This window comes from Natrialba sp. PRR66 (assembly GCF_034808065.1).
GTDB classification, from domain to species: Archaea; Halobacteriota; Halobacteria; order Halobacteriales; family Natrialbaceae; genus Natrialba; species Natrialba aegyptia.
The window spans coordinates 253,961-270,019 of the sequence record NZ_JAXHGN010000006.1; the positions used below are offsets into that span (position 1 = coordinate 253,961).

Consider the following 16,059-nt stretch of genomic DNA (forward strand, 5'->3'; position numbering starts at 1 on the left):
TATCAGATGGTCGTCCAACTTCCTGTCCACGAGTTCTGGAAGCGATCAACGAAAACGGGATAGCTGCAAGGATTTATTTTGATTTTATTTAGTCAGTATATTTCCGCTTCTTACCCGTTATAAACTGAGAATGGCTAGTATTCGTCGCTATCGTCGAAGGAGATGATCTCACGGAGAACGTGGTCGTGGTCAGTTATATAGAAATACGGCGGCTCGATCGGTATCTGGATGCTTACAGACGACGGGATCTAGAAACAGTTTTGGATCGTAATATATTGCAATTTTTGTACAATACTAATGCATAGATATAGTGTGTGAATACCATCATTTATGCCTGTAACGGCTTTGCCGTCTTCATGGAAATCCAATTGTTGATATGTTCCGAAAGAACTTTGCCCTCGTGAACGCCCCGGATCTGGGGAGATATCAAATAGTTGACTATCCGATGCGATATGGCTTTCTGAGAGGTTCTCCGGCGAGAAAGCGAAGACTCGTTCGCATCTCGCGAAGGAGACGACCGACTTCGCGGAGGCGATTCGACCCGGTCTCACTAGAACTGTCGCGGCAGCGGTCCGTGCGTGGTGGTGTCGGTACTGGAATATCCGACAACGGTCCGGTGAGGCGATAAATGCGCGACACCGGCTCGACGAGCGCTGAACTCTCAAGAACCTTCGTTCGCTTACGCTACCGCAGCCCGCACGCGTTCGACGATTTCGTCGTGGGCGTTCCCGTTCGATGCCACGAGACCCTCGCAACCCGGCTTCCACGGGTTTCCCTCGATATCGGTTACCACTCCACCGGCCCGTTCAACTAGCGCGATACCGGCGATCGTGTCCCACGGGTTCGGCTCCGGTTGAGGCGACACGGCTGCATCGAGCGTGCCGCGGGCGACCATCGCAAGCGTCACTTGAGCGCAGCCGAATCGGCGCAGATCGCCGAACTCGAGTATCGACTCCCGGAGGAGGTTGCCGAACTGCCGGTCGCGTTCGGACCCGTATCGAAGGATCGGCGCGACGACGAACCGCTCGAGATCCGCTTGCTCGCTGACGGAGATGGGCTCGTCGTTCAGCGTTGCATCGGCGGAATCCGCCACGAACGTCTCGCCGAGCGCCGGGGCGACGGTCACCGCCGCGACGGTTTCGTGGTCGCGGACGGCGGCGACCGTCGTCGTCCACAGCGGAACGCCGCGGACGAAGTTCGTCGTCCCGTCGATCGGATCGATCACCCAGGCGTTGCCGTCCTCGGGAACGGACTTCAGTTCGTCCTCTTCCTCGCCGACGATCGTCGCATCCGGGTACGCGTCTCGAACGACCTCGATAACGCGGTGTTGGGTCTCAGTGTCGGCTTCGGTAACGAAGTCCATCTTCGAGTTCTTGGTCGCGACATCCAAGTCGGTGCGAAAGCGCTCGTGTGCGATCTCGGACCCCGCAATCGCCGCTTCGTACGCTGTATCAGATCGTGACATTGTTGGTAGGTCGATAGTCGTGAGGCAGTGCCCTAAACGTTGGTGACTCTACGGGAAGAGATCAGACGATTCGCGTCCCGTCCTCCTCGAACAACCACGCCTCCTCGGTCTGGATATCGACGTGAACTCGATCGGTATCCCTCGCGATTTGGCCCTGTGGCGTGACCGCCGACAGATCGGTACTGCCGGCCGACAGGTGGACGGCGTCCCGATCGCCGAGCGGTTCGACGACGTCGAGGTCGGCGACGAACGCGCCGCGGTCGGTCTCGAGATCCAGGTACTCCGGACGAATTCCGTAGATAACCGTTTCACCGACGAGCGACTCGAGGTGTTCGGCTTGCGTCTCCGTGGCCGGAATCGTGTCGAAGTCGGACGCGAGCGCGATTCCATCGGCCGTCCGTTCGACGGTGCATTCGACGAGATTGGGGGACGGAGAGCCGATGAATCCGGCAACGAAGCGGTTCGCCGGTTCGTTGTAGATCTCGTAGGGTGTACCGATCTGCTGGACGTATCCGTTGTTCATCACGACGATCTTGTCTCCCAGCGTCATCGCCTCCTCCTGATCGTGGGTCACGAAGATCATCGCCGTGTGCAACTCCCGCTGGATCTTTTTGACCTCGACGCGCATGTGATCGCGGAGGTTCGCATCCAGCGCCGAGAACGGCTCGTCGAGCAGGAACGCCGCGGGCTCCATCACCATCGCACGCCCGAGCGAGACGCGTTGCTGTTGGCCGCCCGACAGCGCCGAGGGCTTCCGGTCGAGGGCGTCGGAAAGCCCGAGCGTCTCCGCGACGTCCTCGACGCGGCCTCGCTTCTCCTCGCCCGAGAGGTCGGTGTTCATGTCCAGTCCGAAGCGGATGTTCTTTCGGACGCTCATGTGCGGGAACAGCGCGATACTCTGGAAGACGAACGCGAGGTTCCGATCCTTGGATTTCAACCCGGTGATATCCTCGCCGTCGACGGTGATCGACCCCCGGTCCGGCTCCTCGAGCCCGGCGATACACCGGAGCGTCGTCGTCTTGCCGCAGCCGGAGGGACCGACGAGCACGACGAACTCGCCCTCGTCGATTTCGATGTTCACGTCGTCACAGGCGACGACCGACCCCTCGTTGAACGTCTTTCGAACGCCGTCGAGACGAATCCGGTTGCCCGAGACGCTCGCGTCGACGGCGTTCTGGTTCCCGCTCGATGCTCCCGATCGTTCCGTTCGGGTATCCGAACTGGTGTCTTCTGTCTGTTTCATGGGTTCTCGACTCATACGCTGAACGCACTTTCCAGGTAGTTGCGCGCGACGAGGTAGATGATCGTCGGTGGGGTACCGATGATGAGCGTTTCGGCCATCAGCTTCCCCCAGTAGACGCGTTCACCCGACCCGCCGCCGATGGTACCGTACAGTACCGGCACGGCCGGAACCGGCCCCGTGCCGGTGGTCAAGAGATTGGCGAAGAGAAAATCGTTCCATCCCGTGAGAAACGCGAGGAACCCGACGGCGACGATCCCGGGTGCCGCCAGCGGCAGAATAACGCGAACGAATGCGGTGAACTGCGTACACCCGTACACCTGTGCGGCCTCCTCGATGTCCGTCGGGAGGTTTTCGAAGAAATCCCGGAGGATCCAGATGGAAAACGGGGTGACGAACACCTGGTACGCCAGGATCATTCCGAAGATTGTGTTGTACACACCCAGTGCAGTCCACAGATCCATGATCGGGATGACCAGGAGAATGTAGGGGAACATCATCGCCGAGATGATCGCGTAGAACCCGGCCGTTTTCCCGTAGAACTCCTTCCGGGCAAACGCGTAGGCACCGGGGATCGTGATTGCCAGCGCCAACAACGCGGTGCCTGCGCCGATCAGGAAGCTATTGACGAGATTGCCCCGTAGTTCCTCGAACCCGCTCGTCCACGCTTCCAGCGTCGGCTCGTACGGGACGAGGTGAGGATCGGTGAAGAACTCGCTCGGCGGCATGAACGACACCGAGAGGATGAACAGAAACGGAACGAGATTCGCGAGCACGAGAAACGCGACGACGCCGTACGCGGTCGCTTTCAGCGTCACGCCGGTCGCGTCGTAGCCGGTCGTGCTCATGCTCCCGCCCCCTCACTCGCGCGTTCGAACTCGCGAATGAACACGAAGACGAAGCCGAGGGTCATCACGAGCAAGACGATCCCGATGGCGTACGAAACGCCCATCTGCCCTCGCTCGTAAGCGAACTGGTACAGTAACACCGCCAGGATGGACGTATCGTATCCCGGCCCGCCGTTCGTAAGCTGGAGCACCTGCGAAATCTTCGTCATGTTCCAGATGATTCGGATACTCAGTGCGACCAGGATGGCGCTTTTGAGCTGGGGGAGCGTCACGCGAAGGAACGTCTGGATCGGGCCTGCACCGTACATACGGGCGCTCTCGTACAGTTCTTCCGGGATGCTCTCGAGGCTGGCCGAGATGATGAGAAACATGAACGGCCAGAAGGTCCAGGTCGTCACGAACATCACGACCGCGAGCGACATGGGACCGCTGCTCCCCCAGTAGATCGTCTCCCCGAGAACGTTCAACTCGGTGAGATAGCTGAAGACGGGCCCGAAGTCCGGTTCGAGCAGATACGCCCAGATGGTCCCGATGACCAGCGGCGGCATCGTGTAGGAGAGCAGAAACGCCGCACTGACGAAGCTCTTCCCGCGGCGAAGTTCCCGCACGGCGAGCGCCGCTGCGAGTGCGACACCCAACTGGAACACCGTCGTCAGCGAGAAGATCGCGGTCGCCTTCAGGGACGTGTAGAACGGCTCCCAGTTCAACAGGAACTCGTAATTCGCTGCCCCGATCCACGTCGGGTCGCCGCCGAAGGGCCACTCGTTGAAGCTCATGTAGATACCCTGCAGGAAAGGAAGCCACATGAGCACGATCAGGAACAGCAATACCGGCATGATCAACAGATAGGTGAACCAGTTCTCTCTGAGAACCGATCGGTAGCGTTCGGTTCTCCCGTCGATATCGAAGAGGCGTCGTGTCGACATTTCAGAGATCCACCTGGTTGCGTATTTCTTCGGCAGTCCGAGTGCAAGCCTCTTCGGCGCTGATCTTCCCACGGATAGCCTCCTGGAACCGCGGACCGGCGATATTGTACTGGATCGCGTTCATCTTGGGGTGGCTCGACCAGCCGTGTTCCATTCCCTCGACGGTCGTTTCGAGCGTCGAGATGTAATTACTCCGGGAGAGCGCCTCGTCGTCTTCGAGGTCCGGCCACACGTCCCTTCGAACCGGAAGCGTCGCCAGTGACTTCGGCACCTCCGCCTGGAAGTCCGCCGAGAGCAGTTTGTTGATCCACTGGATCGCCATCTCCTCGCGCTCTTGCCAGGCGTCTTCCGAGACGCCGTCGGGCTTTCGCATGAGCGCGACACACTGCGTGAAGAAGTCGCCGCGATTGCCCGCATCGCCCTCCCAGGACGGACCGAATACGATGGTTCCGTCCCTGATCATCTCCTCCGCGCGGCTCATGAACTGCCCGAAACCCTTCGTGCTCCCCTGGTACATACTCACCTCTCCCTGAATCAGCATCTGGGCGGCACCCTCGTTCGATGCCGTCGCTGCCTTCTCGGAGGAGAGTCCGTGTTCCCGGTAGAGGTCGACGTACTGTTCGGTCGCCTCCTTCCAGATGTCGTTATCGTAGTTGACGTCCGACCACTCTTCGTCGAGGTACATCCCGTCGTATCCGCCCTTGGAGGCGGTCCACGTCACGAGCGCCTCGTCGGTAACGTCTCCGTGCTCGCCGTAGATCTGGAACCCGTACTCGCCTGGGCCCTCCTCCTGAAGCTGCGTCGCCACCTGGACGAGGTGCTCGTAATTCTCGGGGGGAAAATCGTCCTCGATCGAGAGACCGGCCGCGTCGAAGTGATCCGCCCGGGCGATGAACGGTGCCCCGACCTCGAGACCGATCGGAATTTCGTACAACTCCTCGTCGAATCCGCGATAGCAACTCCGGGCCATCTCCAGCGCCCACTCGACGTTCTCGAGTGCCTCGTCGTCGAGCCTGTCCCTGTACTCGCTGACGGGCTTGACCCAGCCGGGTTCGATGAACTGCCCGGTGAGCGAGTTCGTCGAGTCGTAGAGAAGCGGCCGATTGCCGTTCTGGATGTTGTTCTTCCACTTGCCGCCGTTGATGTCGTCCCAGGTCGACCAGTTCATCTCGAGTTGCGCGTCCTGCTCGCGCTGGAACTCCTCGACGGACGTTTCCATCAACTCCGCGGCGACTTCCGATTGCGAGTGAAAGTACTCCCAGTACTCGTTGGTATTTCCCGCGCCGGTCGATCTGTCGACGATATCGCTGAGGCAGCCGGCTGAGCCTGCAGCCCCGACGCTACCAGCAGTTACGACAAACTGGCGTCTCGGCATCTGGCTTGCCATACAGGCACATGCAGTATCGACTCCAATAAACATTTGGATTAGATCATAATCAATTATAGCGGACCGATCGCTCACAGCGCGTGCCGATTGGCCAGAATTAATAACCCCACCGCAAGTTTGGTAGGACGCTGTCGCGGGGTACACTCGATCTCCCGGCGGCGGAGTCTACTATGAGCAACGATACACCGGACGTTCTCGTCCTACGCTCCGACACGCACGGACTGCCAGCGCGCGAGTACGCCGACCTGCTCGACGAACAACTCCCAGATCACGACGTACGGCTCGCCCGGACGCCTGCCGAAGAGCGCGAATACATCGAACACGCCACCGTCGTCTCCGGCGTCGACATCGACGAGTCGCTGCTAGAGCGGGCGGAAAATCTCGAACTGTTCGCGGGTATCGCCGCGGGCTACAACCATCTGCCGCTCGATACCCTGCGCGAGATGGACGTCGCCGTCACCAACGCCTCCGGGATCCACGCGCCGAATATCGCGGAGCAGGTCGTCGGATACGTACTGACCTTCTCGCGGCGGCTACAGGAGGGGCGACGGCGGCAGAATCGCCACGAATGGCGCCACTATCAGGGCCACGAACTGATGGGAAGTACGGTCACCGTCGTCGGGCTCGGCGCGATCGGGACGGCCGTCGTCGAACGGCTCTCCGGATTCGACGTTGAAACGATCGGCATTCGATACACGCCCGAGAAGGGCGGCCCGACGGACGAAGTCGTCGGATTCGACCGAGAGGCCGTACACGACGCGCTGGCGCGAACCGAATACCTGATCGTCGCCGCGCCGCTGACGGAGACGACGCGCGGATTGCTCGCAAGCGCCGAGTTCGAGACGCTACCGCCGGACGCGAAGCTGATCAATGTCGGTCGCGGGAAGATCGTCGACACCGACGCGCTCGTGTCCGCGATTCGGACGAATCAGATCGACGGGGCCGCACTCGACGTGACCGACCCCGAGCCGCTGCCCGCGGATCACCCGCTGTGGGACTTCGAGAACGTCATCATCACCCCGCACAACGCCGGTCACAGTCCGAAACACTGGGATCGACTGGCCGATATCGTCGCCGGAAACGTAACGGAACTATCCGAAACCGGCGACACGGAGACCCTCACGAATCTCGTCTGAGCGACGCCGCGAGCCGACGATTGACGGCAAAGGCGAGGTCCCGGTTCGAATGCCCAAGGACACCGTCGCGCTTCTCGTCGAGAGGCATCGTTAAAGGCGTGCGAGTCGATGACGGAGATATGTTCGACAACGCATCCGAATCGACGGCGAACAACACGCTCGGATCGGTCGAGAAAGCCTTCACCATCCTCGAACAACTCAGACGATCGGGGACGATCGGAGTCTCCGAGCTGGCGACGGCACTCGAGATCCCCAAAAGCACGATTCACATCTACCTACAGACGCTACGGAAGCAGGGCTTCGTCGTCCAGGACGACGGCGAGTACGCGTTGAGCTACCGGTTTCTGGAGTACGGCGGTGAGCACAGGAATCGATCGCGGCTGTACGAAGTCGCGCGACCGGAAGTAGACAAACTCGCGTCCGAAACCGGCGAGGTGGCAAACCTCGGTATCGAAGAGAACGGCCTTCGAGTGCTCCTCTACAAGTCGGAGGGGCCCGAGGCGATCCACGACAACGCCCCGATCGGAGAGTACGCGCACATGCACTGGACGGCCCTTGGAAAGGCGATGTTGGCCCACTACCCGACGAGCCGCGTCGAGTCGATCATCGACACCCACGGGTTGCCGCGTGCGAACGAGCACACCATCACGGACGCCGACGAACTCGTTACAGAACTCGAGGACATCCGCGAACGCGGCTACTCCGTGGAGGATCAGGATCGAAGACACGGCGTGCTCACAATCGCCGCCCCGATCGTGGATCGGCAATCGGACGAGGTCATCAGTTCGGTATCGGTATCCGGACCGAAGAATCACCTGGACGACCACGATCGGTTCGACGAACTCGTGGCGGCAGTCAAGAAGGCGGCGAACGTGATCGAACTTCGCTACTCGCACTACTGAACTCGGGTTCCGTCATCGCTATCTGAGATGCGTGATCGGATTGGCCGTTCAATGATGCTGAACGCGTTCCCAGCCACTGCTTCGCCCATCAATACCAACCCGCGTTCTTTACACACATACAGTTGTAATCTAACGGTCTGTACTATCAGTATCTTCGGGACGATCGCGCGGTTACACGCGATTCACAGCCGGGAATAATTGTTCTCGGCCACCGATGTCCTGGATTATTACCATCATGAATTCCCTGTTCAAGATTGTTGTGTTCCGCCTGCTGGTCAGTACTCCCTCTCAAGATGCAGTCCTCCTCAACACCCTGAGAACGTCTCTGACCGTTCGAGACACACCCGGTTCAGAACCACACAGTCGGTGATCGGGCTACGGTTTCCTTGTGAACTCGTTCTGGATCGAACAGCCTCAAATTGGAACTGGTTTCTGTCAGAAAATACAGATGTCAACAGCAAGGTGGTGACTGGAGAATCCAGTAGTACTAATTTCGCTAAGAAAGATGGCCATCTATATTGTATAGTTTATACAACACTATAGACGAGTAGTTTCCAACGGGAAACGGTCCAAGCGGACCGCTTCAAACCCAACAACTGTGATTCCGCATCAATGAACCGAACGTGGATTATGGAGCCCCTGTATCCGATGCATACAGCAAATTAATTGGATTTTCAGATTAATATCGGCTGTTTTGTCTCATTCATCGGAACGGGATCGAAAATTGGGTTTTTATATTCAAGAAGGTCACTGTCGCTACCAGAACTCGTGGGTGGGTAGTTGGGTGAGTGTTAGAGAGAGTATTGTTCTATTCATGGATTCTCATAACAGACAACAACAGCACAAATCACTCGATAGACAATTTCCAGTGGAAGTTCTAAAGCAGACAGATTACTGAAAAGTGGACTGGTTACAGGGTATAGATACTCACGAGGTAGCCCATTCCCGAAGTTCCCCAGCTGCATCGACTTCGACCCGCTGGCCCACATCGTCGAACGTGACACCGCCGTAGGAGACACTGCTTTCGGGACCGGCGTAGACGGCAGTACTGCCACAGTTCGCCGCGCGAGCGGTTGTGAGTGTGACATCGACGTTTTCCCGGAATCGGAACGACTGGTCGTCTGCCCCGGTCGCAGTTACTGTGCTCATCTTCAGGTCGACCATGTCGTCGAAAATGATCGCGTTCGTGAACGGACCGTCGACGGTGAGGTTCGATATCGCGGCTCCGTCGAACCCACTCGCGTACAGCCCAGACCCGCCAGCTACCTCATCATCATCGGTTCTGACCGTAGTGTTACTGATCGTCAGGTCGCGCCGTCCGCTCTTGCTGTGACCCAGCGTGATTCCTCTCGCATTGTCGATACAGGAAACGTCGTCGATGGTCAGGTTCTCGACTTCCTCGCCGGGATCGGCTCTGATCGCCGTGTACTGACACCCCGTGATATAGCCGTCTTTGATCGTAATCGATTCGTTCGGCCCGCGGTGCAGGTGGATACCGTACTCGGGGCCGTTCACCGGGTCGATCTGGAAGTTCGTGAGCGTGCAATTCCTGGACGGCGTATCGTCGTCAGTGACGAGTTCATCGTCGTTGCCGGTCCAGACGCTATTCCAGCCGGTTCCCGACTGTTGGCTGTCGAACTGTACCGGTGCGTTCGAGTCGCCCTCGCCGCCGCGGGTCGCCCAGTAGCCGTCTACGACGACGTTTTTGGATGAGACGATGTCGATGTGGTGATAGTAGATCGCGTCGCCGTAGATATTCTCTATGCTGACGTTTGCCGCGTGAGCGGGCATGATCCCGGTCGACTCCGGGGCGTCGATGCGAACGTTGCAAACGCCCCAGTTCGACGCGCCGTCGTAGCCGGTCGCGTCGTATCCCCGGTTAGAGAGGAGCGCTCGACCCTCGGTATCGTCGGGACGCGGTCCCTCGAAGACGGTCGAGCGACCCGCACCGAGGAGGATCGTATCGTCGCCGATCAGCGGCGTCCGTTCGAAGAGATATCGACCGGGCGGGAAGTACACGATCCCGCCGCCGGCCCGGGCGACCGTCCCGAGGAGTTCGTGGACGGCCTGTCCAACTTCAGTGGTTCCGTCCCCCTCGATTCCGTGGGCTTCGACGTTCCACACGGGGGTTTCCTCGGTCCGGGCGTGAACGACGGTCGCCGCCTCGAAGTGACTCGTTCCCGGAACTGGCTGTTCCGAACACCCCTGGCCGCTGAAATAGACCCAGTCGTCGCTCGCGGCGTCCCAGCGCCAGGTGATCCCCTGGTCGGTCGCGTGGAAGAGTTCGTCGTCGTACTCGCCCGTCGCCGGGCGGTCGGCGATCGGACCGCGCACGATCGCGTGTTCGTCGACCGCCTCGACCGTATCGGTGTGATCCCACGATTCCCCCGCTTCGTACGTCCCGAGTCCGAGACGCGGCGTTTGCTCACCCATGTTATGTCGCCCCGTATTCCTGCCCGTATGCCGTTCCGTATCCGGATCGACTGGCACGTTCAGCCGACTCCGATACGTCGCCGCTCGAACATCCCGCGATCGCACCGTATCCCCCGGAAACGGCGATAAGGACGGTCCGCCGCCCGATTCCAGAATCACTCACAGATCCGAATTATTCCGATAGTACATAAGAATGATTATCTGATGAGTTCAGCGACCGGTGGAAACTGCAATACAAGGGTGAATCGAGCGACGCGTCCGAACGCGAGAGGATGGCCGCTCGTCTGCAACCCGATGGAACCCGCCAGTCAGCGCCGCTACAAAGAGCCGTTCGACGGTCCCGTCAGTGATCAATCACCGTGATCTCCTCGACGGGCCACTGGCTCAAGATTTCGACGCCGTTCTCGCGGACGACGACCATCTCCTCGACGCGAACGCCCTGTCTGTCGGCCGGTTGCATCGTCTCGACGGCCATCGTCATCCCCTCCTCGATCTCGATCGGGTGGTCGGGCGAGAGGCCGCGCCAGATCAACGGCACCTCATAGAGCTGTAATCCGAGGCCGTGCGCCCAGTGGTTCGTCGTCATCTGCCAGAACTCGTCGGCGTCGTACCAGTCCATGTGTTCGCCCTCCTCGTCCGGGAATCCCCGGCAGATCTCGTCGGTCGTCGCCCCGGGTTCGATGCGTTCGAGCACGTCGTAGAGATCGTTCCGCGCTTTCTCGTAGGCCTCCCGCTGGGCCTGCGTCGGCTCGCCCATCGAGAAGGTCCGATAGTAACACGACCGGTAGCCGAGGTAGCCGATGTTGTAGAAGTCGGCATAGACGAGGTCACCGGGGCGGATCATCCGATCGGTGGTGTTGGCCTGGTGTTTGGGCCACGTGTTCGGCCCCGACGTGACGTAGCCGCCGCCGACGAACGCGCCGTGACGCCAGAGTTCACGGACGGCTTCGCCCCAGACTTCCGTCTCGCGCATCCCCGGCTTCGCAGTGTCCGTAATCGTCTGGAAACCCGCTTCACAGATCGCGGCGACCATCCGCAAACACTCGATCTCGTCGTCGGTCTTGGTTTTCCGAGCGTCTTCCATCACCGCCTGCGCAGTGGAGACGTCGACGGAGACGCCGCGGTCCTCGAACGCCGAAACCAGGCTTCCGTTGCCGATGTCGATCCCGAGCGTCTCGTCGGCGACGCCGTAGTCGTCCATGGCCTCGAAGACGGTCTCGGCCATTTTCGAGCGCAAGAACTCGCGGGCGGAGGCGCTCCCGGAGGCTCGCGGCACGTTCCCGAGACCCGGACAGGCATAGCGGATATCGTGGAGCCAGGGGCAGTTGAATCGCTGGTTACTCGCGTGATCCGCGGTGTCCCAGTGGACGATATCGCCGTTCTCGGTCAGTAACGTGTAGTGGTCCGCACCGCTGCCGCCGGTCATCGCGAGCCCCGTGACGTACCGAATGTTCGGGTCCGAGACGAGCAACATTGCACCGAGTTCAGTGTCCTGCAATCGGTCGAGCGCCTTCGCTTTGCGTTCCTCGCGGAGCCGCCGGGTATCGATGCGTTGTTCCCAGTCGACGGCTTGCGTGCCGCGGGTACCTTCCATGAACTCCCTGTCATAAAACGTCATGAATAAGTACTGTATTTACCGTAGACGACATAAATCCCGGCGCTGGCTTCGGGGCACAACGGGCGGGCGTGCTCGTCAATGCGAGACCGGTCGCGCCGAGATCACACCGGGTTTCCGGTGAAATACGGCGGCTGTCCGTCGGCGAAAGTTATCGAGTACACTGTTTGGAAGGATATTCACGCCAGAACCACCCATTACCTAATTAACACCCCAAATAGACAAATAGACGTTGTTATTTTACCCCCAGTAGGGTAAATATGGCCGTTATCATGAGATTAACGACTATCATCCGCAAGTAGCTAGCTGTATGATCGATACGGTACTACACACTGGATCACAACATCCTGATCTCGTCTGGGTTCTCGTCCCGAGTCTACTCTCGTTCGCCGCAGGACTCGGTATTGGAGCAGCTTCCGGCCGATTGCGACGATTTCTCACACCCGGCCAAACCGCATCGAACGACTGACCGCAGCCGACGCCGTCTTCGGGCTTCCGATTCCGAACTCGTCTCCCCGACGAATGCCTGGTTCTACCGGGCACCACGAACGAAACATCGAATACTCGCCGGAACTCGTTTCGCGGGCCGTACGACCGGTCCCCTGTGCTCAGTACGTCCGTGACAGCGGATAATCGCTGCATCCGGCTTAGACCGCCAGATACTCCGTGACGGCTTCACGCGATTCGAGACGGTCGGAACCGAGTTCATCGACGATCGTACCCTTGTCGATGGCGTAACAGCGTTCGGCGAGATGCTGGACGACGTGGAGGTTTTGTTCGACGAAGATGATCGTCGTCTCGAGCTCTTCGTTGACCCGCTGCAGATCGCGAGTGATGTCCTGAACGATCGATGGCTGAACGCCTTCGGACGGTTCGTCGAGGACCAGCAGTTTGGGGTTCCCGATCAGTGCGCGGCCGATCGCGAGCAGTTGCTGTTGGCCGCCGCTCAACGTCCCCGCGGTCTGGGACTGTCGCTCCTCGAGAATCGGGAAGAAGTCGTAGACGGCCTCATACTGGAGACGATCGTCGGCAGCGTGTATCGTCTCACCCGTTCGGAGATTCTCCTCGACGGTCAGTTCGGGAAAGACGTCTCTTCCTTGCGGAATGTACCCCATCCCGCGGCGAGCGCGGACATCTGCGGCGGTCGACGTAACATCGTCACCGTCGAACGTAATCGTGCCCGCATCGACATCGAGCAGTCCCATGACGGCTTTGATGAGCGTCGTCTTGCCGACGCCGTTCTTGCCCATGATGCCGACGATCTCCTCGGAGTCGACGGTAATATCGATATCGTGGAGGATCGGAGTCGTGCCGTACGAGACGTGTACGTCGGTGAGGTCGAGCATTACGTCTCCTCCCCCAGATAGATCCGCCGGACCGCCGGATCGGTTTTGACCTCTTCGATCGTCCCTTCGGTGAAGATGCTGCCCTGATCGAGCACGGTAACGCGATCCGCGATCGTCTCGACGAAGTCGATATCGTGTTCGATGACGATGAACGCGACCCCCTCCTGGTCTCGAATCGTTCGTAACAGCTCCGCAACCTCGGCGGTTTCTTCGACCGAGAGCCCGGCAACCGGCTCATCGAGCAACATGAGGGCCGGTTCGAGAGCCATCGCCATGGCGATCTCGAGGCGCTGTTGCTGGCCATGCGAGAGGGTCGCCGGCGTCTCGTCGATCTCGGCCAGCAGATCGAACTGCGCCAGAAGTTGGCGAGTTCGCGTTTCGAACTCGGCGGCGTCGACGATGCGCTGGAGTGGAATCCGCAGGTTCTGGCGGACGGTCAGGTCCTCGTAGAGAGTCGGAACCTGGAACTTCATGCTGATGCCGCGATCGACGCGTTCGTGAGAGGGAAGCGGTGTGATGTCGATCCCGTCATAGTAGATCGATCCCGCGGTCGGTTCGAGTTGGCCGGTAATCAGGTTGAGAACGGTGCTCTTGCCGGCCCCGTTCGGGCCGATCAGACAGCGCAATTCGCCTTCCTCGACGGCGAAATCGACCGTGTCGGTCGCGGTGAGGCCGCCGAACTCCTTGTGGAGGTCGCGAGTCTGGAGGATTCGCGAGGATCGCTCGCCCGTCTCGTCGACGGCCCGGGTGGTCTTGACGGTCGGATCGCTCGCAACCATTAGTCCGTCACCTCCTCAGTCGTCGCAGGCGTCGTCGCTGGCTCGGACGACGATTGCCGGTCGAGGACGAAGGTCCGAAACCGCGGTGCGATCCCCTCCGGCATGACGAGGATGACAAATACCAGCAGTGAACCGACGATGACGAGCGCCCACTCGCCACTGAGTTGGAGTTCGATCCACTGGAAGACGATTGCTGCGGCGATCGTGCCGGCGATCGAGTCGCGACCGCCGATACTGGCCCAGATGACCGGCATCGAGGCAGCTGTAATCGCGAACTGTTGTGGATCGATGTAGTTTCCCCAGGTTACGTACAGGACACCGCTGAGTCCGGCAAGTGCTCCGCCGAGCGTAAACGTCACGAGCTTGATGAACGTCGTGTTGTACCCGAACATCTCGGTTCGGGTTTCGTCCTCGCGTGTCGCGACCATCGCGTATCCGAACCGACCGTTGACGAGAACGCGCAGGCCGAGATAGACGCCGATCAACGCGGCGAGTGCGACGTAGTAGTGCATCGCTCTGCTGACTTCGATTCCGATATCGCCGACTCCGATGGCCAGGTTCGGAATGTTGCGCATCCCGTTGAAGCCGCCGAGTTCGGCCTCGCCGACGGCCCACTCGCCGCCGGCCGTCTGGTCCATGAACGTTTTCAACACGAGAGCGACGACGAGCGTGATAATCGTCACGTAGACGTCGCGAACGCCGCCGTAAAACATGAAGTAGCCCAGTGCGGCCGCAAACAGCGTGGCGACGGCGACGCCGGCGACGATCCCGAGCGTGACGCCCGTGTACGAGGAGACGTTGAGTCCGACGATACCGAAGGTGTACCCGCTGACGCCGAAGAACGCTACCTGGCCGAAGCTGAGAATTCCGCAGAACCCCCAGACGAAACACAGACTCACGCCCAAGAGTGCATACACGAGAAACACCGCTCGCTCCCCGGCTGCGTACGTACCGAACAGAACCGGATACAGCGCTAGCGAGAGGACGCCAACGCCGAAGGCCAGCCAGAAGCCGTTCGAGTTCCCGAGCGTATTCGGTCCCTCGAACGGGGATCGAACGCGCTCGAGCAGCGATGAGTTCGGCTCCGAACTCATTCTGACTCCCTCCAGGAGGTGCGAACGGACTCGACGAGTCCGCTAAATCCGTCGGGTAACAACCGAATCATGACGATCGCGGCGACGAGCATCGCAACGGTGCCGATGAACTGCGTCCACTGAAAGGTGAAAAACGCCTCGATCAGGCCGAGAAACCCGCCGGCAAGCGGCGTACCGACCAGTACGGAGGGCCCGCCGACGACGACCGCGACGAACGCATCGACCAGGAACTCCGAGCCGAACTCCGGTGTCGGACTCGCTCTCGCCGGGGCGTACAGCGCACCCGTCAATCCGGCCAGCGCAGAGCCGATCGCAAACGTCGACATGTACATCCGATCGGTATCGACACCCATGCTCCGTGCCGTTTCTTCGTCCTGAATCGTCGCTCGTGCGCGAATTCCGAACGCCGTTCGCGTGAATAGGAGATAGAGCCCGAGCAGCGTTGCGATCGCAGCCCCCGCTAACAGCACGCGGTAGAGCGAGTACGAATAGGAACCGTAACTGATCGCGCCGAACGGCGTCGAGACCTGATCGATCGAGTTCCCGAACAGTATCCGGGTCAGTTGCACTAGTACGAGGCTAATCCCGAATGTGGCAACCATCGAGTCGAGCAACCGGCCGTAGAGACGGCGAATAATCGTTCGCTCGAGAACGATCCCGAAGATCGTCGTCGCCACGACCCCGACGAGCATCGCGACCGGGAGCGGGAGCCCCTGATGGGCGGACAACGTCGTCGCGTACGCACCCACGAGGATGAACTCGCCGTGAGCGAGATTGATGATACCCATCATCCCGAAAATGACGGCCAACCCGACGGTCGCCAGAACGATAAACGCGAAACTCTCGAGGAACTGGAACGTGACGTTCAGTAGTTCGTAGCCGTTCATA

Annotated in this window: 13 protein-coding genes; 2 read left to right on the forward strand and 11 right to left on the reverse strand. The window is 59.9% G+C overall.

Translation table 11 applies throughout. The features are described from left to right. Window positions 1-679: 679 nt before the first annotated feature. The 5 genes from SM755_RS20295 to SM755_RS20315 form a co-directional block, all read right to left on the reverse strand. Complete coding sequence (locus SM755_RS20295) at window positions 680-1,465, reverse strand: inositol monophosphatase (RefSeq protein WP_323174261.1); 786 nt, start codon at window positions 1,463-1,465, stop codon at window positions 680-682. 61 nt (window positions 1,466-1,526) lie between these two features. Beyond that, entirely contained in the window at window positions 1,527-2,708 is a 1,182-nt protein-coding gene (locus SM755_RS20300; protein ID WP_323174262.1) for an ABC transporter ATP-binding protein, read from the reverse strand. A gap of 11 nt (window positions 2,709-2,719) precedes the next feature. Further along, a complete protein-coding gene (locus SM755_RS20305) occupies window positions 2,720-3,553 on the reverse strand; it encodes a carbohydrate ABC transporter permease (protein ID WP_006825725.1) in 834 nt (277 codons plus the stop codon). Further along, complete coding sequence (locus SM755_RS20310; protein WP_323174263.1) at window positions 3,550-4,479, reverse strand: sugar ABC transporter permease; 930 nt, start codon at window positions 4,477-4,479, stop codon at window positions 3,550-3,552. Before SM755_RS20310 ends, SM755_RS20305 begins: the two co-directional genes overlap by 4 nt. A gap of 1 nt (window position 4,480) precedes the next feature. Further along, window positions 4,481-5,866: an extracellular solute-binding protein gene (locus SM755_RS20315; RefSeq protein ID WP_323174264.1), complete on the reverse strand. Its 1,386-nt coding sequence runs from the start codon at window positions 5,864-5,866 to the stop codon at window positions 4,481-4,483. Window positions 5,867-6,036: 170 nt separating this feature from the next. Here SM755_RS20315 and SM755_RS20320 point away from each other — a divergent pair, with 170 nt between their 5' ends. After that, window positions 6,037-7,002, forward strand: coding sequence for a D-2-hydroxyacid dehydrogenase (locus SM755_RS20320; RefSeq protein ID WP_323174265.1), 966 nt, complete (start codon window positions 6,037-6,039; stop codon window positions 7,000-7,002). A 119-nt stretch (window positions 7,003-7,121) separates the two neighbouring features. Further along, window positions 7,122-7,904, forward strand: a complete 783-nt coding sequence (locus SM755_RS20325; RefSeq protein WP_006825721.1) for an IclR family transcriptional regulator — start codon at window positions 7,122-7,124, stop codon at window positions 7,902-7,904. A 927-nt stretch (window positions 7,905-8,831) separates the two neighbouring features. Here SM755_RS20325 and SM755_RS20330 read toward each other — a convergent pair. The 6 genes from SM755_RS20330 to urtB form a co-directional block, all read right to left on the reverse strand. Continuing rightward, window positions 8,832-10,337, reverse strand: coding sequence for a glycosyl hydrolase family 28-related protein (locus SM755_RS20330; RefSeq protein ID WP_323174266.1), 1,506 nt, complete (start codon window positions 10,335-10,337; stop codon window positions 8,832-8,834). Between the two features lie 343 nt (window positions 10,338-10,680). Beyond that, window positions 10,681-11,955: a M24 family metallopeptidase gene (locus SM755_RS20335; RefSeq protein WP_323174267.1), complete on the reverse strand. Its 1,275-nt coding sequence runs from the start codon at window positions 11,953-11,955 to the stop codon at window positions 10,681-10,683. 644 nt (window positions 11,956-12,599) lie between these two features. Next, window positions 12,600-13,298 carry an ABC transporter ATP-binding protein gene (locus SM755_RS20340; protein WP_323174268.1) on the reverse strand — a complete coding sequence of 233 codons (699 nt, stop codon included), beginning with the start codon at window positions 13,296-13,298 and terminating at the stop codon, window positions 12,600-12,602. Further along, on the reverse strand, window positions 13,298-14,077 hold the full coding sequence (locus SM755_RS20345) for an ABC transporter ATP-binding protein (RefSeq protein ID WP_323174269.1): 780 nt from the start codon (window positions 14,075-14,077) through the stop codon (window positions 13,298-13,300). Before SM755_RS20345 ends, SM755_RS20340 begins: the two co-directional genes overlap by 1 nt. Beyond that, window positions 14,077-15,171: an urea ABC transporter permease gene (locus SM755_RS20350; RefSeq protein ID WP_323174270.1), complete on the reverse strand. Its 1,095-nt coding sequence runs from the start codon at window positions 15,169-15,171 to the stop codon at window positions 14,077-14,079. The genes SM755_RS20345 and SM755_RS20350 overlap by 1 nt, the downstream gene beginning before the upstream one ends. Then, a complete protein-coding gene (gene urtB, locus SM755_RS20355; protein WP_323174271.1) occupies window positions 15,168-16,058 on the reverse strand; it encodes an urea ABC transporter, permease protein UrtB in 891 nt (296 codons plus the stop codon). The genes SM755_RS20350 and urtB overlap by 4 nt, the downstream gene beginning before the upstream one ends. Window position 16,059: the final 1 nt, after the last annotated feature.

Coding starts and splice junctions, on each gene's coding strand:
- SM755_RS20295 (WP_323174261.1), bottom strand. CDS start 1,465: ATGTCACGATCTGATACAGCGTACGAAGCGGCGATTGCGGGGTCCGAG.
- SM755_RS20300 (WP_323174262.1), bottom strand. CDS start 2,708: ATGAAACAGACAGAAGACACCAGTTCGGATACCCGAACGGAACGATCG.
- SM755_RS20305 (WP_006825725.1), bottom strand. CDS start 3,553: ATGAGCACGACCGGCTACGACGCGACCGGCGTGACGCTGAAAGCGACC.
- SM755_RS20310 (WP_323174263.1), bottom strand. CDS start 4,479: ATGTCGACACGACGCCTCTTCGATATCGACGGGAGAACCGAACGCTAC.
- SM755_RS20315 (WP_323174264.1), bottom strand. CDS start 5,866: ATGGCAAGCCAGATGCCGAGACGCCAGTTTGTCGTAACTGCTGGTAGC.
- SM755_RS20320 (WP_323174265.1), top strand. CDS start 6,037: ATGAGCAACGATACACCGGACGTTCTCGTCCTACGCTCCGACACGCAC.
- SM755_RS20325 (WP_006825721.1), top strand. CDS start 7,122: ATGTTCGACAACGCATCCGAATCGACGGCGAACAACACGCTCGGATCG.
- SM755_RS20330 (WP_323174266.1), bottom strand. CDS start 10,337: ATGGGTGAGCAAACGCCGCGTCTCGGACTCGGGACGTACGAAGCGGGG.
- SM755_RS20335 (WP_323174267.1), bottom strand. CDS start 11,955: ATGACGTTTTATGACAGGGAGTTCATGGAAGGTACCCGCGGCACGCAA.
- SM755_RS20340 (WP_323174268.1), bottom strand. CDS start 13,298: ATGCTCGACCTCACCGACGTACACGTCTCGTACGGCACGACTCCGATC.
- SM755_RS20345 (WP_323174269.1), bottom strand. CDS start 14,077: ATGGTTGCGAGCGATCCGACCGTCAAGACCACCCGGGCCGTCGACGAG.
- SM755_RS20350 (WP_323174270.1), bottom strand. CDS start 15,171: ATGAGTTCGGAGCCGAACTCATCGCTGCTCGAGCGCGTTCGATCCCCG.
- urtB (WP_323174271.1), bottom strand. CDS start 16,058: ATGAACGGCTACGAACTACTGAACGTCACGTTCCAGTTCCTCGAGAGT.